The organism is Herbaspirillum autotrophicum, from assembly GCF_001189915.1.
In the GTDB taxonomy this organism is placed as follows: Bacteria; Pseudomonadota; Gammaproteobacteria; order Burkholderiales; family Burkholderiaceae_D; genus Herbaspirillum; species Herbaspirillum autotrophicum.
Map to the genome: position 1 here is coordinate 49,196 of NZ_LFLS01000027.1, position 20,960 is coordinate 70,155.

10 protein-coding genes are annotated in these 20,960 nt (G+C 59.4%); 4 read left to right on the forward strand and 6 right to left on the reverse strand.

Annotated features, from left to right (window positions below; translation table 11 throughout):
• Window position 1: 1 nt before the first annotated feature.
• From AKL27_RS19225 to AKL27_RS19245, 5 genes are all read right to left on the reverse strand, one after another.
• Window positions 2-220 carry an RNA-binding S4 domain-containing protein gene (locus tag AKL27_RS19225; RefSeq protein ID WP_050464478.1) on the reverse strand — a complete coding sequence of 73 codons (219 nt, stop codon included), beginning with the start codon at window positions 218-220 and terminating at the stop codon, window positions 2-4.
• A gap of 7 nt (window positions 221-227) precedes the next feature.
• Window positions 228-545: a hypothetical protein gene (locus AKL27_RS19230; RefSeq protein WP_232311034.1), complete on the reverse strand. Its 318-nt coding sequence runs from the start codon at window positions 543-545 to the stop codon at window positions 228-230.
• Complete coding sequence (locus AKL27_RS19235; RefSeq protein WP_050464479.1) at window positions 538-921, reverse strand: MAPEG family protein; 384 nt, start codon at window positions 919-921, stop codon at window positions 538-540. The genes AKL27_RS19230 and AKL27_RS19235 overlap by 8 nt, the downstream gene beginning before the upstream one ends.
• Before the next feature lie 8 nt (window positions 922-929).
• Window positions 930-1,808, reverse strand: coding sequence for a KPN_02809 family neutral zinc metallopeptidase (gene ypfJ / locus AKL27_RS19240; protein ID WP_050464480.1), 879 nt, complete (start codon window positions 1,806-1,808; stop codon window positions 930-932).
• Between the two features lie 196 nt (window positions 1,809-2,004).
• Complete coding sequence (locus AKL27_RS19245) at window positions 2,005-3,126, reverse strand: SDR family oxidoreductase (RefSeq protein WP_050464481.1); 1,122 nt, start codon at window positions 3,124-3,126, stop codon at window positions 2,005-2,007.
• 537 nt (window positions 3,127-3,663) lie between these two features.
• Between AKL27_RS19245 and AKL27_RS19250 the strand changes: the two genes are divergently transcribed.
• From AKL27_RS19250 to AKL27_RS19265, 4 genes are all read left to right on the forward strand, one after another.
• Entirely contained in the window at window positions 3,664-6,138 is a 2,475-nt protein-coding gene (locus AKL27_RS19250) for an acyl-CoA dehydrogenase (RefSeq protein ID WP_050464482.1), read from the forward strand.
• 168 nt (window positions 6,139-6,306) lie between these two features.
• On the forward strand, window positions 6,307-6,606 hold the full coding sequence (locus tag AKL27_RS19255; protein WP_050464483.1) for a hypothetical protein: 300 nt from the start codon (window positions 6,307-6,309) through the stop codon (window positions 6,604-6,606).
• A 535-nt stretch (window positions 6,607-7,141) separates the two neighbouring features.
• Window positions 7,142-14,848 carry a DUF7933 domain-containing protein gene (locus AKL27_RS19260; protein WP_050464484.1) on the forward strand — a complete coding sequence of 2,569 codons (7,707 nt, stop codon included), beginning with the start codon at window positions 7,142-7,144 and terminating at the stop codon, window positions 14,846-14,848.
• Entirely contained in the window at window positions 14,845-19,368 is a 4,524-nt protein-coding gene (locus tag AKL27_RS19265; protein ID WP_050464485.1) for an OmpA family protein, read from the forward strand. Before AKL27_RS19260 ends, AKL27_RS19265 begins: the two co-directional genes overlap by 4 nt.
• A gap of 59 nt (window positions 19,369-19,427) precedes the next feature.
• On the opposite strand, the gene AKL27_RS19270 is transcribed toward AKL27_RS19265, so the two are convergent.
• Window positions 19,428-20,912: a M81 family metallopeptidase gene (locus tag AKL27_RS19270; protein ID WP_050464486.1), complete on the reverse strand. Its 1,485-nt coding sequence runs from the start codon at window positions 20,910-20,912 to the stop codon at window positions 19,428-19,430.
• Window positions 20,913-20,960 lie beyond the last annotated feature (48 nt).

A 20,960-nucleotide genomic window follows, 5' to 3' on the forward strand; every position in this document is an offset into this window, starting at 1 on the left:
CTTATTCAGCCACTACCTTGATGCGCACGTCGCCGAGGGTGACGATCTGGCCGGCGGTGATCTTGCAGGTCTTGCGCAATTCCACTTTACCGTTGACCTTGACCTGGCCGTTGGCTACGATGGCTTTGCCGGCACCGCCGCTGTCGCACAGGCCGTTGAGCTTGAGCAATTGATTGAGTTCGACGAACGGACCTTGCAGCTGAAATTCCAGTTGTTGCATATAAACCTTAAAGCGATGCGCTGTGCGCGAGAGTGTGTTGGGCCTTGTCGAGCCAGACATCCAGATTGGCCAGTAAATCGTCCTGGCTGAACGAGCAGCTTTCCTCGGTAAACAAGCTGCCGGCTTCCAGCCGTCCCAGCAAGTCTTCGGCGACATCGGCGTAACGCGCCGGCAAGGCTTCCAGCAATGTACTTTGGGCGCGCCAGACGGCGCAGAAATTGCTGACGCCGGAGCGGCCCTGACGCAGATCGGCCAGCGCGTCGCGCAATGTCCGCAAACGCGGATCGTCCATCAGTGACGCTGGCAAGGCATTGGAATCATGCATGGTTGGCCGCCATGATGAAGAGTGCCACGACCGCGCCGTAGCCGACGATCCATGACAGGGAACGCAGTGACGGCCGGTTGCTGAGGTAGAGAAAGGTGTACAGCAGTCGCGCCGCAATGAACAGCAGCGCCAGATTGTTGATGGTGCTTTGGGTCACGCCCAGTTGTTGCGCCGTCAGCACGGCCGCCGCAAAGAACGGAAATGCTTCAAAGTGATTGCGGTGCGCATAATCGGCACGGCGTCGCAAGCCGGATTGCTTGTCGAGCCAGGCGCGCGGTTCGGCATTGTCGAAATCGCGCTTGCCATATTTGGCAACGGCGATGGTCAGTACCGGCAGCAGGCCGGCGATCAAGATGCACCAGTAGGCAATGGGCATGCGGACTCCTAAAGTGTCTTTGCTTCGAACGTATTGCAGTTGCTGACCTTGCCTTGCGTCAGGCCGCGCTTGAACCAGTTCACGCGTTGCGCTGACGTGCCGTGGGTAAAGGAGTCCGGCACCACTTGTCCTTGCGCTTGCCGTTGCAGTGCATCATCGCCGATGGCCGAGGCGGCGTTCAAGGCATCTTCGACGTCACCCTGTTCCAGAATGCTGCGCGCCTCATTGGCATGAAAGGCCCAGACGCCGGCGAAGCAGTCGGCCTGCAATTCCAGCCGGACCGACATGGCATTGGCCTGCTTTTCCGACATGTTGCGACGTGCGGCATCGACCTTGTCGGAAATGCCGAGCAAGTGTTGCACGTGATGGCCGACTTCATGCGCGATCACATAGGCCTGGGCAAAGTTGCCGGAGACGTGGAAACGTTCCTTCATCAATTGGTAGAAGCTCAGATCGATATAGACTTTCTGGTCACCCGGACAGTAAAACGGGCCGGTGGCGGTCTGCCCGGTACCGCAGGCAGTCGGTGTGCTGCCGGAAAACAAGACCAGCTTGGGACGGACATAGGTGGCATTGCTGGCGCGGAACAATTCCGTCCAGGTGTCTTCGGTATCGGCCAGCACGGTCGAGACAAACTTCGCCATCTGATCGTCGGCCGGCGGTTTGTGCGCCTGGGTTTGCGGCACCGGCGCCGGTTGGCCGCCGCCACTGAGCATATTGAGTACGGTCAGCGGGTTGACGCCAAGAAAGTAAGAGGCCACCAGCGCAATGGCAATCGTCCCCAGGCCGAGCGAGCGTCCGCCGAACTGCAAGCCGCCGCCACCACCGCCTCCATCACCACGTCGATCTTCAACGTTGTCGCTTTCGCGGTTGCCTTCCCATTTCATGATGTTTCCTTTGCCCGGCTGTAATTCGACTGTAATTCGGCTATAACGCGATAGTGCGATTGTAATGGAGAGCGCCGCCGGCAGCGCATCGCGGTAAACAAAAACAGCCGCGTCATCCCGGATGACGCGGCTGTTTCGGTGATTGCAGAAAAGGCATGCCGCAAACCATCCTGCGGCCGGCAATGCAATCAGGGGCTTACTTGAAATCCCATTTCATCTGATCACCGATGGTGATATGGCTGGCCGAACGTACGCACAAAGGCAGGTAATCGGTCACCGGCGGCGGCAGCGGAATGCCTTCGGCCAGCAGATTGTCGTTGCGGAATACGTAATTCAGGCCGGCAAAGCCGCCGTACAGTTTGAGCGCACGCAACAACAGGCGCGCATTGCAATCCGGAATCCGTTGCCGGATGCGCGGCAGCAGCCGATCCATTTCTTCCACGCTGATGTGTTCGTAAGCAGTGCCGACCGGCGCCACGCCACGGCCTTCGGCCAGTGCGATGTCGATGTCGTGAAACGACTTGCTCGCTTGCACCCCGGCCGACAGATGGAATACGTCATGCGACAACGCATCCTTGAGCGCCAGTTCGATAATGCCGCGGGCACACCAGTCAACCGGCACCACGTCGATTTTTTCATCGAGTTCCGTGGTCAGAATGCCAAGCATTTGCCACACCATGAAGACCCAGAAAATGCTTTGTGACGGACCGCAGCCCAACACCGTGTGGCCCACGATGATGGACGGCCGCACGACCACCAGCGGCAGATCGGGAAAGGTTTCGCGCAGTTTCTTTTCACCCATGGCCTTGGAGCGGGTGTACGGCACCAGATGGTCTTCGTCGGCCAGCGGCAGATCGCGCAATTCCGAGACCACGCCATCAATCGCCGCATCATCGCCGCATGCCATGGCAGTGCCGATATACATGAAGCGCTTGAGTGCCGGCCGGCCATGCATCAATTGCCCGAGGGCAACAGTGCCGTCGACATTGATTTTTTCCAGCGAAGGGTGATGCGAGAAGGTGGCCAGCGCCGCCGAGTGAATCACGGTCGAGACCTGATCCAGACGCGAGTCTTGTGTCACATTCTCCATTTCGCCGAGGTCGCCGCACAGAATTTGCGAGACTGTGATTTGTGCCACTTCCTGAGCGCTGGCGCCGAGCAACTTGAGGTTTTCCGCAATGCGTGTCAGTCCCAGTTCCGGACTGGCAGCGCGTACCAGAAACAGCAGCCGCGCGCCGACGCCGCGCCGAATTGCCTCTACCGCATTGGCCCCGCCCAGAAAACCGGTGGCGCCCGTCATCAAAATGAAATTATTCATGTGAAGCTTATGTCTTGCCGTGTTGTGCCTGTTGCTGCATTTGCCTGCCATGCGCGAAGACCGCTGCGGTCCACAACACAGGGCAAGACCCCCTTTGATTCACCAAGTCACTGCCGGGTGGGTTCTGGATACCCACGGATTATTTTTGTTTGACCGGGTCGGCTATGGCGTTTGGCTATGCCGGCTGATGCCCGACTTGCTATGAAAAATCACCAGCGTTCATCGAATAAATTCTCTGCAACGTAGTGAATTTTCGACTCATGGGCGTAGTAACGGCTGGTTGCCATCCGTCGTTGACAGCGGCGGTCCGGCCGATGGAAATAAACGCGAGTGAAAGGATCGGAAAGCGGCCGCCGGCAGTTGCCGAAGGTCATCATTCATTCCCATCGAGGGGCTTATGTGGGACTATAGATGCGTATTCAGACGTCAATTGGCGATAAAAGTCCGTAACTGGAACGAATGTCATCGTCGCCATGCCGTGGCACCGTGTTCTTGTGCCCCGGCTTTCTGCAGCAACTTTTGACCAGGAGACTTCATATGATTTTATGGCTCGCTTTATTCGTGGCTGGATCACTGGCATTGATGATGGCGCGTGCCAGTGCCTGGGGCTGGTTGGCCGGCGGTGCGCTCTGGATTGTCTTGGGCGCGCTGACCGGTGAAGCCAATCTGGTGATCTGTGTCCTGTTGCTCATCCTGATTTGCATTCCAACCTTGCTTACCGGCATCACATCGTTGCGCCAGACGCTGATGACGCGACCGGCACTCGATCTGTTTCGCAAGATCCTGCCGCGCATGTCGGCCACCGAACGTGACGCAATCGAAGCCGGGACCATCTGGTGGGATGCCGAACTGTTTTCCGGCAAGCCGGAGTGGAGTCGTCTGTTGCAGTTGCCAGCCTCAAAATTAAGTGCCGAAGAGCAAGATTTTCTGGATAACGAAGTAGAACAATTGTGTGCCATGGTCAGCGATTGGGACAGCACCGTGGTGTGGCAGGATCTGCCGCCGCAGGCCTGGCAGTTCGTCAAAGACAAAGGCTTTCTGGGCATGATCATTCCCAAGCAATATGGCGGCAAGCAATTTTCCGCGCATATGCATTCGCAGGTGATCATGAAACTGTCATCGCGTTGCTCGGTGGCGGCGATTTCGGTGATGGTGCCCAATTCGCTTGGCCCGGCTGAACTGTTGCTGCACTACGGCACCGAAGAACAGAAAAATCACTATCTGCCGCGGCTCGCCAGCGGCGCCGAAATTCCCTGCTTTGCCCTGACCAGCCCGTATGCCGGGTCGGATGCGGCGGCAATTCCGGATGTCGGCATCGTGTGTAAAGGCATACATGAGGGCCGCGAGACGCTGGGCTTTCGCGTCACTTGGCACAAGCGTTACATCACGCTGGCGCCGATTGCGACCGTCCTCGGTCTGGCATTTCGCGCGCTGGATCCGGATGGCTTGCTCGGCACCGAGGCCGAACCCGGCATTACCTGCGCGCTGATTCCGACCAATCATCCCGGCGTCGATACCGGCCGTCGTCACTGGCCGCTCAACGCGGTATTCCAAAATGGCCCGACCACCGGCGAGGATGTCTTCATTCCGCTGGACTGGGTCATCGGCGGTCAGGCGCAGGTCGGCAAAGGCTGGCGCATGCTGATGGAATGTCTGGCGGCCGGCCGTGCCATTTCCCTGCCGTCGTCCAGCGTCGGTTTCTCCAAGATGGCAGTACGCGGCACCAGTGCCTATGCTGCCATGCGGCGTCAGTTCAAGATTGCCATCGGCAAGTTCGAAGGAATCCAGGAAGCACTGGCGCGCATGGGCGGACATCTTTACATGATCGATGCCACGCGGCGGTTATCGGCGGCGGCGGTGGATGCCGGCGAAAAGCCGTCAGTCATTTCGGCGATCTCGAAATATCACGTGACCGAGCGCGGCCGCCTGATCGTCAACGACGGCATGGACGTCATCGGCGGCAAAGGCATTTGCATGGGCCCCGGCAATTTTCTGGCGCGGGTGTATCAGCAAATTCCGATTGCGATCACGGTCGAAGGCGCCAACATTCTGACGCGTTCGCTGATCATTTTCGGGCAGGGCGCGATTCGCTGCCATCCCTATGTCCTCAAGGAAATGGCGGCGGCAGCCGACAGCGATCATGAACGCGCACTGCAAGATTTCGATCAGGTTTTCTTCGGCCATTTGAAATTCACGGCGGCCAATGTGGCGCGTGCTTTCGTGTATGGCATCAGTGGCTGCCGGCTGGCACCCGGCGCGGCACAGGCAGCGCCCGAAGTGCAGTTGTATTACCGGGCCGCGACCCGCATGTCGGCGGCATTTGCGCTGCTGACCGATGTGTCGATGTTTGTGTTGGGTGGTTCGCTCAAATTCCGGGAGCGCATTTCGGGTCGTCTCGGCGACGTGGTGTCGCAGTTGTACCTGATTTCGGCGGCACTCAAACGGTATGAAGATGATGGTCGCCAGCGCGACGACTTGCCCTATCTGGCGTGGTCGGTACAAGATGCGCTGCACCGGGCGCAAGAAGCGATGATCGACGTGCTCGATAATTTCCCGCAGCGCGGGATTGCCATCGCCTTGCGGCTGTGGATGTTTCCGCTGGGTTTGTCGTACCGCAAACCATCGGACGCATTGGCCAGCGAAGTGGCGGTGGCGATGCAAACACCCGGACTCAGTCGCGAGCGTTTGCTGGCCGACGCCTATATCCCCGACGCTGCCGGCGATCCGCTGGCCAGCGGTGAACTGGCCTTCAATTTGCTGCCGCAAGTGCATGCCATTGAGCAACGTCTCAAGCCGCTGCTGGCCGAGGGGAGTGTGGCCGCGCTGCCGCAAAGCCTGATCGAATTGCTGCGCTGGAGTGTGCAAGCCGCAGCCGCCGGTCACATCAGCGCCGAGGAACGGCAGGTACTGGACGACTTTGCCCGTCACGGCGACCGCAGTGTTCAGGTCGATGAGTTCGGTCCGGACCTCGGCCGCCGGGAGGCGTTGGCGCAGGCACAGGCCGGCATTTGACGGCGGCGCCGCAGGGGCGGTGCTGCCTTGGCGGCCCGCCGGGCGGCATTGGATGCATGCAGATTGACAGTGCGTTGCGCCCGCAAGTCTGTTTCGGCGGCGGCAGACAGCGTATACTAGCGCGCGTTATTATTCATTTACGGTGCTTGCCGCACTTCGCTTTTCGCCATGTCTTCTTCAAATCTCTCGTCGTCTGCCGCTTCCTCCAACAAAGATCTGTCGTTCCGCTGGCTGACCATTCGCCAGGCAACACCGTTTCGTATTGCGCTGACGCTGGTGATCGGTTTGCTGGCGTTGCTGTCGCTCAATCTGACCACGTTCGGTGGCAGCGAAGTGGCACTGTTGAGCCTGGGCGCGATGGCGCTGACCTATCTGCTGGCAGAAGTATTGCTGGTGCTGATCGTTACGCTCGGTCCGTTGCTGGTGTTGCTGTTTTTCATTGCGGACAGTATTTCCCGCTTGTTCTGAACGGCTGATGTCCTGATTCGCTGATGCTTCATCCGCTGGCCCCGGTATGTTTGCCGGTACCGGTATGCCATCCATGCCTGATGCCATATCGGGCATGTTGATCTCCACCCCGTGGTCGCCCGGCCACGGGTAATTTGTTTTTCACTGTCCTTTCGCTGTTTTCCTCGTCGTTTCTTCTGCGGTTTCTTCCGTTGTTTCTGCTGTTGTTCTCCTCCTCCTGTTGTTCTCCGAAAATCGTCTGTCATGACATCGGTTTTGCTGCCGCCCGGTGCTGATGACATTCGTCTTGATGAGAATTTTCTGAAAAATGTTTTGATGCGCAAGTGCTTGTCAGAAGATGTCAGAAGATGTCAACAGATGTCAGTAATCGTTCGAGAATTTCTATCAGAATCCGCAACTTCACAAAGATTTGCGCATTGCCACGGGGGGTGCGTCTGAATCGATTGTTAAATCGGATTTACGCAAAGCAGCGCGGCATGGTGATGCCGGCTCGCCGTGCCGTGTCTGTCATGTTTGTTCTCCATGGCAGGCTGGCATGGCGGCCGCTGCTGGGCGTCAGTCACTGGATAAAAATTCAAAGACCGCCATGCGCAGCTACCAACTTTTCAGCCGGGTTTCCCGGGTTCGCCAACTCGCATTGTTGATGGGAACGGCGGCACTGTTTTACAGTGCCCATTCCCAGGCCGCGCTCGAAGTGTCGAAGAGTGTCTCGCCGGGTTACAGCACCTCCATTTATCCAGGCGACGTTACCTCGTTCCGGATTACGCTGACCAACAGCAATTCGGCATCGGCTGTTACTGGTGTGAATTTTACCGACACCATGCCACCCGAGTTGACGGTGGCCGGCGCCGGCGTCAAATCTTATGCGTGCTTTGATGGTACGAATGCACCCGTGGCCAGCACCGGTTCGATCACCGCGACCATCGGCTCCAGTCAGATCATCGTCGCCGGCGGCACGGTACCGATTGCCCAAGCGGCCGGTAACACCGGCCGTTGTGAAATTGACGTCGAAGTCACGTCACTGGCACGCAACAAATCACTCATCAACACCATTCCCAAAGATGCCGTCAGCGGTGTCGATAATAGCGGCAATATTACCAATGGCTCACCGGCACTGCAGTCGATCCTCGTCAATGATCTGACGTTGCCCAGCCTGAGCAAAAGTTTTTCTTCCTCGGCTGTCGTCAAAGGTGACAAGACAGTGCGCCTGACCATGGTGATCAGTAACGCGGGCGCTGCCACCAATTTGCCGCTCAACGGCATCGGCGATACACCGGCCTACGCCTTGCGCGATCGTTTGCCCGTGGGTTTGCAGGTAGCAGCAACGCCCAATGCGACGGCTGTTTGCAGCGGCAGCGGTGTGGCGCCGACATTTACGCCGGCCGCGGCGGCGACGGTACTGACGGCCACCGGCGGCACCGTGGCTGCCGGCGGCAGTTGTACGCTGGCAGTCGATCTGGTGGGTACCACCACCGATGGCGCGTATCAGAAAGATGTGGTCAATACCATTGACCGCAATACCGATTTCGGCAACAAGCGCGGCCTGATCCCGGCCAGCGATGCCAGTGCCAGCCTGTCGATCCGTTCGGTATTGCGGGTCACCAAATTGTTTGCACCGGGAACCGTCAGTGCCGGTCAGCCATCGACGCTGACGATCACCTTGAGCAACGACAGTCCGGTCAATCCCATCACGCTGACCAGCTTCATCGACAGTCCTATCGATGGCATCGGCAATGCGGCGTATGGTTTGAAAATTGTTGGCACCCCAACCAATACCTGCAATTCCACCATTACCGTCAATGGCGGCGCAACCGGATTTTCTCTGACCGGCGGCGCCATTCCGGCAGCCGGCAGTTGTGCGATTACGGTGACCTTTGTCGGCAGCGTACAGACTGCCGGTCAGCCCAAGGCGTTTACCAACGTGATTCCGGCCGGCGCAGTCGTGACCAGCGATTCCGGTATCACCAGCCAGGGTGCGACGCACTCGGTCACGGTCGCCGACCAACTGCTGGTCAGCAAAAGTTCCAGCCCGACGACGGTGGCTGCCGGCAATCCGATTCAATACAGCATCAGTATCAGCAATTACACCGCTACTGCGTTAAGCAATGTGGTGCTCAAGGACACCTTGCCGCCGGGCGTGCTGGCATTGCCGACGGCACCGTCGGCGCCGAGCGTGTCGCCTGCTTCCTGCCTGAATCTGACGCACAACATTCCGCCGCTGCCGATTTCGATGGCGGTACCGCAATTCACCATCGGCACCGTGCCGGCCGGCACGGGTGCCGGGCCGGGCGTGTGTACCGTGACGTTCTGGGCGATGGCGCCCAAGGGTTCGGGCGTCAACACCACGCTGACCAATACGATTCGTGCCAACGATGTCGGCACCGGCGGTATCGTCAATGCCATCGATTCCAACAGCGTCGTTGCCACCATCGGTTCGGCGCTCACCATCGACAAGAACTTCAGTCCGGCCAGTGCCGCTGAAGGCACGGTATCGCTGCTGACGCTGACGCTGACCAATATCTCATCACAGGCGATCACCAACGCCAGGTTTACCGATACGCTGCCGGTCGGCTCGACTGGTTTGCAACTGGTGGTGGCCGACCCGGCCAGCGCTGCCACTACTTGCCAGAACGCGACGCTGACGGCACTGCCGGGCACCAACACCATTACGCTGACCGGCGCCACGGTACCGGCGCGTGCCAGCAATGGCACCGGCACCAGCGGCAGTTGCCAGGTCCAGGTCAAAGTGATCGGCCCGGCCGGCAATTACACCAACAGTTTGCCGGCGGGTGCCTTGAGCGGCACGCAGAATTATGCCGATGGCACCACCGACACCATCAGCAGTCCCGGTCCGGTCAACGCCAGTCTGACTTACACCGCAGCATTGGTGGCCAGCAAGAATTTTTCGCCGACGACCGTCAGCGCCGGTGGCAAGGCCACGGTGCGCATCAACCTGACCAATACCGACAGCGGCACGCTGAATAACGTCAGTGTGCAGGATCCGTTGCCGGCCGGGATGGTGATTGCCTCCCCTTCGAATGCCTATACTACTTGCGGCGGCAATCCGGTCATTACGGCGGTGCCGGGCGCGGCATCGGCGGCGTTGTCCGGCGTGGTGCTGGCGGCGGGCGGCAAATGCGATGTCTTGTTCGATGTCGCTGTCAGCGGCAGCAGCAACTGGATCAATACGATTCCGGTTGGCAAGGTCACTGCCAGTGGCGGCGTGCAAAACGTGCAGCCGGTCACGGCTACGCTGATCAACAGCACCGCCGGTGCCGTCAGCGTCACCAACAATACCGCGCCGGCGACCTTGCCGTCGCCGGGCAGCGCCAGTGAACTGACGGTGAAAATCAGCAACACCGGTTCGGTGGCGCTGAGTGGCCTCAATCTGAACAACTATTTCACGGCCAACGGTGTGGCCGGCGGCGTCGCCACCGGCATGCAGATCGCCGCCAATCCTGATCTGAGCACCACGTGCCCGGGCGGGATCGTCACGGCCGGCCCTGACGGCACCAGCATCCTGTTGTCCAACGCCACGCTGGCGGCCGGTGCTTCCTGCACGATTACTGCCAATGTCACGTTGAATACCACCGGTACCGTGCAGAATACGATACCGGCCGGTGCCATCACCAATAACCAAGGCATCAGCAACGCCACGCTGGCCGTGACCAGTTTGTCGGCGGGTGCCAATATCGGGATCGTCAAACGCTTCACGCCGGCGGTGATCAAACCGAATGAGCGCGCGCGCCTGCGGTTGACCTTCATCAATCCGGTGACGATTACGATGACCGACCTGACCGCGGTCGACAACTTGCCCACCAACATGAGCATACCGGCGGGCGCCAATCCGATGACGACGTGCAGCGGCGGCAGTGTGGCGGCGACCAGCGCCAGCCAGGTCAAACTGAGCGGCGGCAGCTTGCCGCCCGCTACTGCCGGCAGCTCTGCCAGTTGCTATCTTGAAATCGATGTGCAGACCAATGGTGCCGGCACCTTCAGCAACGTGATCGCACCGGGCGATGTGAGCGCCAACGCCGGTGGCACACCCACCTCCAATCCGACGCCGGGGACGGCGACGCTGGAAGTGCGCAATCCGGTAGCGATCAGCAAGGCTTTCCTGCCGACTTCGGTGGCGCCTGGCGTACCGTCGACGGTGACGATCACGCTCAACAACAGCAACAACATTGCCCTGACCAATGCGGTGCTGAACGACGTCTTGCCCGCCAATCTGGTGGTGGCGCAAGTGCCGAACGCCAGCACCACTTGCAGCGGCGGCGTGGTGACGGCCAATGTGTCGGCCAAATCAGTGGCGCTGACCGGCGCCACATTGCCAGCCAATGCCTCGTGCGTGGTGAAGTTTGATGCGGTCAGCAATATTGGCGGCGTGTATGAAAACATCATCGCTGCCGGCAGCCTCAATACCAAACAGGGCGTGACCAACGAAACCCCGGCCAGCGCCACGCTGAGCCTGCTGGATCCGCCGACGGTCAACAAACAGTTCAATCCGGTATCGATTGCGGCCAATGCCAGGTCGACGCTGACCATCGTGCTCGGCAACCCTAACAGCAGTGTCGCCACCTTGAGCGCAGCGCTGGTCGATACCTTGCCAACGTTGCCGGGCAATATCGTGATTGCCTCGCCGAACGCCCTGAGCGGTACGTGCAACATGGGCAGCGTGACGGCCCCGGCCGGCGGCGCAACGGTAACCTACGCCAGCGGCGCCACCATTCCGGCCGGCGGCTGCGTGATCAATGTCGATGTCACCGGTACGGTCAACGGTTCGTACAACAACTTCATCGGCGCCGGTGCGCTGACCACCAATATCGGCAAGAACGTACAGCCGGCCAGCGCCAATCTGGAAATCACGCCGCTCGGCTTCATTTCCGGCAAGGTATTCAAGGACAACAAGCTGGTGCCGAACGGCAGCTTCGTGCAGGGTACCGATACCGCCATCGCCAATGTGACGATCACCCTGAGCGGCACCAGCTACGGCGCCGATGGTGTCGCCGGCGGTGGTGATGACACCGTGGTCACGTTGACCACGGTGACGGATGCGCTGGGCAACTACGCCTTTACCGGTCTCCTGCCGGGCAACTATACCGTTACCGAAACCGAACAACCGGCCGGTACCCTCAATGGCATTACGACTGCCGGTACGATTGCGGGCAGCGGGGGTGGCACCGCTGGTACGGCGACTGCCATCAGCGTCACGCCAAGCCGGGTGTCGAACATCATTTTGCTCAAGGATGGCGGCGGCAAGGTATCGTCTTCGCCCGGCAACAATTTTGCCGAAGTGGTGCCGTCGTCGATCAGCGGCAAGGTATTCCTCGATCAAAACAATAACGGCGTCTACGAGCTGGCAGACAGCCCTCTGGCCGATGTCAGCATCGAGTTGCTGAACAATCTGGGCGCGGTGGTGGCGACCACCAAGACCGATGCCAACGGCGCATACAGTTTCAATAATCTGGTGCCGGGTACGTATTCGGTACGTGAACCGAACCAACCGGCCGATACCATCAATGGCAAAACCGTAGCCGGTACCATGGCCAACGGTGGTACCGCCGGCACACCGACTGCCGTCAGCGTCTTGCCGAGCCAGATCAGCACCATCGTGCTGCCGCCGGCAACCAACAGCAGCGGCAACAACTTCGCCGAACTGCCGAGCGGTCGCCAGATTTCGGGCCGGGTATTTGCCGACGTCAATAACGATGGCCTGTTCAATGCCGGCGACACCGGTTTGGCCGGCGTCAAGATCGACTTGACTGGTACCGATGTCAACGGTACGCCGGTGACAAAAACTACGACGACTGCGGCGGATGGCCGGTATACCTTCATCGGTCTGCCAGAAGGCACCTATACCGTTACCGAACCGGTACAGCCGCCGCGCACCAACAACGGCATCACCACGGCCGGTTCGGCCGGCGGTACTGTCACTGCGGTGGGTACCGTGCCATCGGTCATCTCGGTGATTCCGATGACCGGCAACAATACGATTTCGGTGGACAACAATTTCGCCGAAATGCCGATCCTGACCGGTGTCGTTTCCGGCAAGGTATATGTTGATACCAACAACAATGGCGTGCCTGACGGTGGCGAAGCCGGCATCGCAGGGGTAGTGATGCATCTGACCGGTACCGATATCAATGGCACCGCCGTCAGTCGCGATACGACTACCGCCGCTGATGGCAGCTACAGCTTCGCCAACCTGGTGCCGAGCAATGCCAGCGGATACACCATTACCGAAATCCAGCCGGCGCAATACAAGGATGGAAAAACTACTGTGGCACCGGGCAATCCCGGTGTGGGGTCATCGGTCAAACCGGTATCGGCCAACAATGCCGATGTGATCCGCAATGTCGTGGTGCAGGCTGGCGATGTGCTGGGCAATTACAACTTCGGCGAAATCGGCAACCTGGCCCTGAAGGCGCCGCTGATCAATGGCTATGTCTATCTGGATCGCGAACACAGCCGCCAGCGTCCGGTCGATGGCAGCGCGCCCGGCCTGAGTGGCTGGACCGTGCAACTGACGCAAGGTGCGACCACCATTTGCACCACCACTACCGATGCCTATGGTTTCTACCAGTTCGACAATCTGCATTGCCCGGGCTATGAAGCATCCGGTCTGCCAACCGGTGCCGGCTTCAACATCCGTTTCACCAAGGATGGCAATCAAATGCCGACGGTGCCGACTTCGGGCGACAATCGCGGCAATACCTCGACCGCGACGGGCGGCGTGATCAGCAACATCACCTTGTCGGCCAACGATGAAGTGATCGAACAAAACCTGCCGCTCGATCCGTCCGGCGTGGTGTATGACTCGGTTACCCGCAATCCGGTCGCCGGCGCGGTGGTCAGCATCAGTGGTCCGCCTGGCTTCAATGCCGCCACGCATCTGGTCGGCGGTCTGGCGGCGCAAAGTCAGACGGTGGGCAGCGATGGCTTCTATCAGTTCTTGCTGCAAAATGCCTTTCCGACCGGCACGTATACCTTGTCGGTGGTTGCACCGGGCGGCTATCTGCCGGCCCCTTCGACTAGTCTGCCAGTGTGTAACGGGACGCTGACCGTGGGTGCCTTGCCGAATCCGGCCTTGGTCCAGGCCAGCAATACCGCGCCGGGATTGTCGGTGCCACAGCAACTCGATCCGAGCGCTTGCGCCGGTCTGGTGGCCGGTGGTGCGGCATCGACCCAGTACTATTTCAGCTTCGTGATCACCAATGGTGGCTCGGCGGATATTCTCAACAATCACATTCCGCTTGATCCGGTGCAGCAAGGCGCGATCCGCGTCTCGAAGACGACGCCGCTGGTGAATGTGTCGCGTGGCGATCTGGTGCCTTACACCATCACCGCCACCAACACGCTGACTTCGCCGATTCCGAACGTGAATGTGCGCGATCAGATTCCACCCGGCTTCAAATATCGTCAGGGCAGCGCTTCGCTCAACGGTGTGGCAGTTGAACCTGCGGTGAGCGGACGTTTGCTGACCTGGCCGGCGCAGAACTTCGCGGCGCAGGAAAAGAAAACCTATCGTCTGCTGCTGACGGTCGGTTCCGGTGTCGGCGATGGCACGTATATCAATCAAGCCTGGGCGGCCAGCAATGTGACCAGTCTGATGTTGTCGAATCTGGCGACGGCGACGGTACGCATCGTGCCGGATCCGACTTTCGATTGCCCGGACATCATCGGTAAGGTATTCGACGACCAGAACGCCAACGGCTATCAGGATCAGGGCGAGCCCGGCATTCCGGCAGTGCGTCTGGCAACGCCGCGCGGTCTGTTGGTGACCACCGATGCCGAAGGCCGCTTCCATGTGCCGTGCCCGGACATTCCGAATCAGGACCGTGGCGCCAATTTCGTGATGAAGCTGGATGAGCGCTCGTTGCCAAGCGGTTACCGCATCACTACCGAAAATCCGCGCGATGTCCGCATTACCCGCGGCAAGGTGACCAAGCTCAACTTCGGCGCCTCGATTCACCGCGTGGTGCGGCTGGAACTCAGCGATGCCGCGTTCACTGCGGGCAGCACCACCTTGCAGCCGCAATGGCAACAGCAACTGGATGCCTTGCCGGCGCAATTGAGACTGCGGCCATCAGTGGTGCGGCTGGCGTATCAGAGCGGGCAGGAAAAAGCGGAGCTGGTGCAGCAACGTATCGCGGCCATCCGCAAATACATTGAAGAGCGCTGGAAAAAGGATGCGTCAAAAGGGGAGTACACGCTCAACATCGAAGTCGAGAACGCACAATGAAAACTAAAAATCGTTTTAATCTCCGTGCGAAACGGATTGCCGTTCTGTTGAGTGCACTCGGCATGACTTACTTGCCGATCCGGGCGCAGGAAATAGCGGATATCGCTGATCCGAATTTCAAGGTGCGCGGCAAAATGCTGGATCACAATCGTACTGATCCGGCGCTGGTGTCGCCCAACAGCGAACGTCAGGGCAGTGAGTTTGCCGGCCTGTCGCCGTCGTCGCTGTCGTTTGGCGAGCGCAAGATCATGCTGGAAACGGTGGCGCCTGAAAGCGCGGCGCAGCAACAGCTGGTGATGGAAGACAAGATCAATGCCAGTCATTTTGAGTCCGGACGCGCAGTGTTGCTGCCACCGACCAAGGAGGCGTTGAATGACTTGTTGCATACGCTCAAAGACAAGCGCGACATCAAGATTCAGATCGTCGGTCATACCGATAGCCAACGCATCGCACCGGCCTTGCGTGCCACCTACGCCGACAATCAGGCATTGTCGGAAGCACGGGCACTGGCGGTGGCTGCCTACCTGAAACAGGGACTGAACATTCCGGCGGACGCTTTTTCGGTGAGTGGCAAGGGCGAAAGCCAGGCCGTCGCCAGTAATGCAACGGCGGCTGGCATGGCGAGGAACCGGCGGGTAGAGATCCGGGTCTGGTTCAGTGCTGCTCCGGCCATGGTGACGCGCGAGAAAGTCGTTGACGACAACGTCTGCGCCGCCAATCCGAATGCGGCCGAATTGCCATTCTCGATCAGCGTCGACGGACAACCGATGCAACTGGATGCCAAGGCACAGGAAGCCGATCATCAGCGTTGCGTCGACGTCGGTCTGGAAAAGGCCGATATTCAGATCAAGTTCGATCCGCTCAATGTTTCACCGGCACTCAATGTCTGGGTAGTCCCGAGCACCGCCGTGCGCGGCAAGGAAGTTTACTTTGGTACTTACACCAACTATGCATGGTGGCTGCGTCGCGGCGAATTGCGGGTGTTTGCCAAAGGCCAGAACACCCAGGAAACGCCGTTGGCAGTGGTGCCGTTTGCGCCGGGTGCCGCGATCCGGTGGCAAGCGCCGGACAATGTCCCGAGCGAGCTGGCTTATCTGATCCGGGTCTATGATGCCGATGGCCGGTTCGATGAAACCTTGCTCAAGCCGATGCGTTTGCTGGATCGCAGCGATCCGCTCAACGATCCGCAACGGCTGGCGCGCGAACAATTATCCGGTTGGGGCGAGTCCAGTCTGTATCTGAAGAACATTCCGGCACGCGGTGGTTCGGTGACGATCAGCGGCGAAAAGATTCAGGCCGGTGAAACCGTAACCGCCATGGGCATGCAAGTGCCGGTCGACGACAAGGGCAAGTTTGTGTTGCGGCAGATTTTGCCACCCGGTCCGCATCAGGTGGATGTCGCTGTCAAAGATGCCAGTGGCAAGGGGGCCAGCTTCCGGCGCAATCTGTCGATTGCCGATCAGGACTGGTTCTATTTTGCCGTCGCTGATCTGACACTGGGTCAGGACCGGACGACCGGTCCGGCGCAACTGGTGACCAATGACACTTCGCATTACAACAATGAAACCTGGATCGACGGTCGCGGCGCGTTCTACCTGAAGGGCAAGATCAAGGGCGATTATTTGCTGACGGCCAGCGCCGATACGCGCGAACAGCCGTTGCAGGATTTGTTCAGCAATTTTCAATCGAAGGATCCGAACTATCTGTTGCGACGGATCGACCCAGACCGTTACTACCCGGTGTATGGCGACGACAGCACCATCGTCGATGATGCACCGACGCAGGGGAAATTTTTCGTCAAGCTGGAAAAGGATAGTTCCTATGTGATGTGGGGTAATTTCCAGACCGCATGGACCGGTACCGAACTGACCCAATACAGCCGTGGTTTGTATGGTGCCAACCTGCTGTGGAATAACAATGACACCACGCGTTACGGTGAAAAGCGCACCACGGTGAATGCATTTGTTGCCGATCCGGGGACGTTGCAATCACGCGAAGAATTCCGGGGCACCGGCGGCTCGCTGTATTACCTGCATCATCTGGATGCAACCGAAGGTTCCGAGCGGTTGTGGGTGGAAGTGCGCGACAAGGATTCCGGTCTGGTGATCCAGCGCACGCCGCTGACACCGGCGCAGGATTATGAAATCAATTATCTGCAAGGTCGGGTAGTGTTACGCGCCCCATTGCCGTCGGTATCCGATGGCAGTACGCTGATCCAGACTTCGACCGCCAATGGCAATCCGGTCTACCTGATTGCGACCTACGAATATGTGCCGGGCCTGACCGAGATCAGCAGCAGCGCCGTCGGTCTGCGCGCCAGCCACTGGTTCAATGACAATCTGCGCGTCGGCATGAGCGTGTATCGTCAGGGCGATAATGGCCAGGATCAAAATCTCAAGGGCATCGACACCATGCTGCGCTACAAGCCCGGCACCTGGGTCAAGGGGGAAGTGGCGCGTTCCAGCGGAATCGGCAATACCGCGCTGACCTCGCTCACCGGCGGCTATGATTTTGCGCAAAGCATTCTGACCAATCAGACCGCCCATGCCGAGCGCGTCGATGCTGCGCTGGATCTGGCGGATATCAGTACGCTCAAGGGCCGTTTGTCGGCGTATTGGCAAAATCGCGGCGCCGGTTTTTCCGGTCCCGGACTGGCAACGCCGAATGGCGAAGCGATGCAACAGAAAGGTTTCTCCGGCACGGTGCCGATCAATGATTCAACTGAAATCAGTACCAAGGTCGATTATCGCGATGCTCTCAGTCAGAGCGCCAACACGGTGGAAACCGCAGTGCGACACAAGATTGATGCGGAATGGGGTGTCTCGGCCGGGGTGCGGCGGGATCAGCGTTCCAATGCCAACGTGCCCGGAGCGATTGTCAATGCCAGCCCGTTGCTGAGTCAGAATGGCGCGCGCAGCGATGTCATCGTGCGCGTCGATTACCGGCCATTGGAAGAGGGCGAAGCGGAAAAGCTGGCAGTCATGCAGGCCACCGGCAATGCGCTGATGCCGGCGGCAGCGCCGGTAGCGGGTGCCGAATTGTTGCCGGCGGCAGTTGGCAGCGGCACGGCCGGCGCGCCAGTGGTGCCGCCTGCCAATGGTGGCAGCGTGATCGCCAATAATCAAAATGGTCCGACCGGATCCTTGCTGCCGTCCGCCACGCGCAACGGCAGCATCGAGTCGCGCGCCACGGTCGATCCGACTTCCGCTGCCGGGGTGGCAGCGGCACGCATGCTCGGCCTCAAATACAAGCCATGGGATACCTACGGTTTCGTGCAGGGCACAGTGGCGCGCAATGGCGATCGCGGCGAAAACGACCGCGCCGGTATCGGTGGCAGTTGGCAAGTCAACGACCGTTTGCGTCTTGGTGCCGAAGGTTCCGGCGGCAGCGGCGGGGTCGGTGGGCGTCTGTCCGGTGATTATCAGGTGGATGACCGCAGTACCGTCTATCTGAGCTACACCATGGAAACCGAAAGTCAGGACAGCAATTACGGCGGTCGTCAGGCCACCCTGGCATCGGGTACCCATTACCGTTACAGCGATCAGGTCGGCATGTTCGGCGAAACCCGCTGGTCCAACGGCTCCGGTCCCAAGAGTCTGACGCATGCGTTCGGCGTCGATTTCGCACCGGATAAGCGCTGGACCTTTGGCGTCAAATATGAAACCGGCACCTTGTCCGATCCGGTCTCGGGTGATCTCAAGCGGGATGCCATCGGCTTGACGGCGGCGTACAAATATCAGGACCTGAAATTCAGCAGTGCGCTGGAATTCCGCAACGATAAAACCAGTACGCTGGGCAATGTGGTCGGTACGTGCATGACCAACGATATCAACGGCAATTGCGCCGGTATCGCCGGTGACAACAATCGCCGTACCTGGTTGCTCAAGAATTCGGCGCAGTATCAATTGGATCCGGCCTGGCGTCTGCTCGGCAAATTCAATCTCTCGCGCAGCAGCAACAGTCAGGGTGCGTTCTATGACGGCGACTATACCGAAACGGTACTCGGCGCCGCGTTCCGTCCGGTCGACAATGATCGCTGGAATACGCTGTTCAAGTACACGTATTTCTATAATCTGCCGTCACCGGGTCAGGTCGACAGCGTCACCGGCGGTGCGCTCGACTACACCCAGAAGAGCCATGTGTTCAACATCGACACTACCTATGACGTGGTGCCGTGGCTGTCGGTCGGCGTCAAGTACGGTATGCGGCTGGGTCAGTTGCGCATGTCCAAGACCAGCGGCGAGTGGTTCTCCAGTCGTGCCGATTTGCTGGTGTTGCGGGCCGACTTCCACATCGTCAAGGAGTGGGATGCGTTGATCGAAACCCGTCGCTTGCGCGCCAAGGAAGCTGACGATATGCGCTCCGGCTATCTGGTCGGGATTTATCGTCACATCAAGAGCGATGCGTCGGGCAGCGTCAAGATCGGTGTCGGCTATAACTTCACCGACTTCTCCGACAATCTGACCGACATGTCGTACCGCAGCCGTGGCTGGTTCCTCAATGCCCTTGCAGCGTTCTGATATAGGCGCCGTGGCCTCGTCGTTCTGCAATGACGAGGCCGGCCATCAGGGCCGATACGTCAAGCAGTTCTGAACAGCGGTGTGACACTGTCGTCGAGCGGAAAGAACGGCCGCCGGCACACATGCCAATCCAGTTTGGTCAAATCCGCACGCGCCGCACCCGGCGTATCCAGTGCGTACAGGCGCGGTGCCCAGGCATAGGTCTGGCGATAGTTCATCGGATTTTTCACCACCACATACTTGTAGTCGCTGAGCGTCAGGCCGGCGGCAACATATTGTTCATCGCCGTATTCGTAGGCGGCTTTGCTGGTCACGAAAAGCGTGACGTGACGATGGCGCAGAATCACGGCGTCGCCTACGGTCGACCGTATGCCGGACATCAGGCCGCCGGCATAAGTAAATGCGCCGTCATGCAATGACAGCACTTCTGCTTCTAGACTGACTGGCGGACCATTGCGCGTTTCCACCTTGTGGCCGACCGCGTAGTGCGCGACCGAACCGATGCCGCGTTCGCGGGCCTGCGCCACGACTTCCGGATCAACGATCTGGACCAGCAAGGAGGCGTTGTTGCCGGTGCGCAGGCAGGCATCCAGCACCACGGCACTGTCGCCGGTAGCGCCGGCACCGACCGCGTCTGACATCTCGCTCAGAATCACGGGGCCTTCCTGCAGGTCGCGGCTGTCGCTGAGTGCCTCGTCCAGTGTCACCAGTTGTGGTGTCAACCGATGCCGGTCGCGCCAGAGCCGGTCGCACAAGGTGGTCAAAATTTTCTCGGTATGTTCATTCGGTCCGTCACTGACGACAACGAAGGCGGTGCCGCCGTCTTCGTGTTCCGCCCACGGTGTCAACGGGAAGTAGCTGACGGACAGAATGCCGGGCAAGGCCTCGAAGGCCCGGCATTGCTTGTAGATGTCGCGCATCGGGGTATCGGTGCGGGTGCCCGAGGTGGTCGGTGAGATCAGCATGGCCAGTTTTTTCATGGACATAGTCACGGCCGATGCCGGCTGCAACGCCTTGAGCAACAATTGCGCGCCGCGTACGCCGGTTTCAAACGGATCGTCGTGCGGATAATGCTGATAACCCACCAAGGCATCGCACAATTGCAACAACGCGGGCGTGACATGGGCGTGCAAGTCATAAGACACCACTACCGGGATATCACCGACCAGTGCGCGCAGCCTGGTGAGCAGTTCGACTTCCGGGTGCGCAGTGTCTTCACAGATCATGCCCCCATGCAGGGCAAGATAGATGCCATCCACCTTTTCCGTGTGGAGCCGGGCCAGCAGATTTCTTTGCAGTTCTTCAAAGCTGTCGCGCAGGACCGCGCCGCCGCATCCGCCATGCGTGGCGATCAATGGCAGCAGCTCGACATTGGCAGCGTGAAATACTTGCAAGGCGCCCGAGATTTCCACTTCGCCGCCACCGAGACGAGTCAGGATCTGTTCGCCTTCGTAGTAATAATTTTGTTTGAATTGTGCAAATGCGGATCTCCCGGCGGAGAAGGTATTTCCTTCAAACAGCAGTGCGCCGATGGCAATTTTCATGTGCTGCTCCTGATGTGATGATGTACAGCATGCAGTCTGCCGCTGGCA

Bases quoted from the DNA above. Each gene is read 5' to 3' on its own strand.
- AKL27_RS19225 (WP_050464478.1), bottom strand. From the start codon at position 220: ATGCAACAACTGGAATTTCAGCTGCAAGGTCCGTTCGTCGAACTCAAT.
- AKL27_RS19230 (WP_232311034.1), bottom strand. From the start codon at position 545: ATGCATGATTCCAATGCCTTGCCAGCGTCACTGATGGACGATCCGCGT.
- AKL27_RS19235 (WP_050464479.1), bottom strand. From the start codon at position 921: ATGCCCATTGCCTACTGGTGCATCTTGATCGCCGGCCTGCTGCCGGTA.
- ypfJ (WP_050464480.1), bottom strand. From the start codon at position 1,808: ATGAAATGGGAAGGCAACCGCGAAAGCGACAACGTTGAAGATCGACGT.
- AKL27_RS19245 (WP_050464481.1), bottom strand. From the start codon at position 3,126: ATGAATAATTTCATTTTGATGACGGGCGCCACCGGTTTTCTGGGCGGG.
- AKL27_RS19250 (WP_050464482.1), top strand. From the start codon at position 3,664: ATGATTTTATGGCTCGCTTTATTCGTGGCTGGATCACTGGCATTGATG.
- AKL27_RS19255 (WP_050464483.1), top strand. From the start codon at position 6,307: ATGTCTTCTTCAAATCTCTCGTCGTCTGCCGCTTCCTCCAACAAAGAT.
- AKL27_RS19260 (WP_050464484.1), top strand. From the start codon at position 7,142: ATGGCGGCCGCTGCTGGGCGTCAGTCACTGGATAAAAATTCAAAGACC.
- AKL27_RS19265 (WP_050464485.1), top strand. From the start codon at position 14,845: ATGAAAACTAAAAATCGTTTTAATCTCCGTGCGAAACGGATTGCCGTT.
- AKL27_RS19270 (WP_050464486.1), bottom strand. From the start codon at position 20,912: ATGAAAATTGCCATCGGCGCACTGCTGTTTGAAGGAAATACCTTCTCC.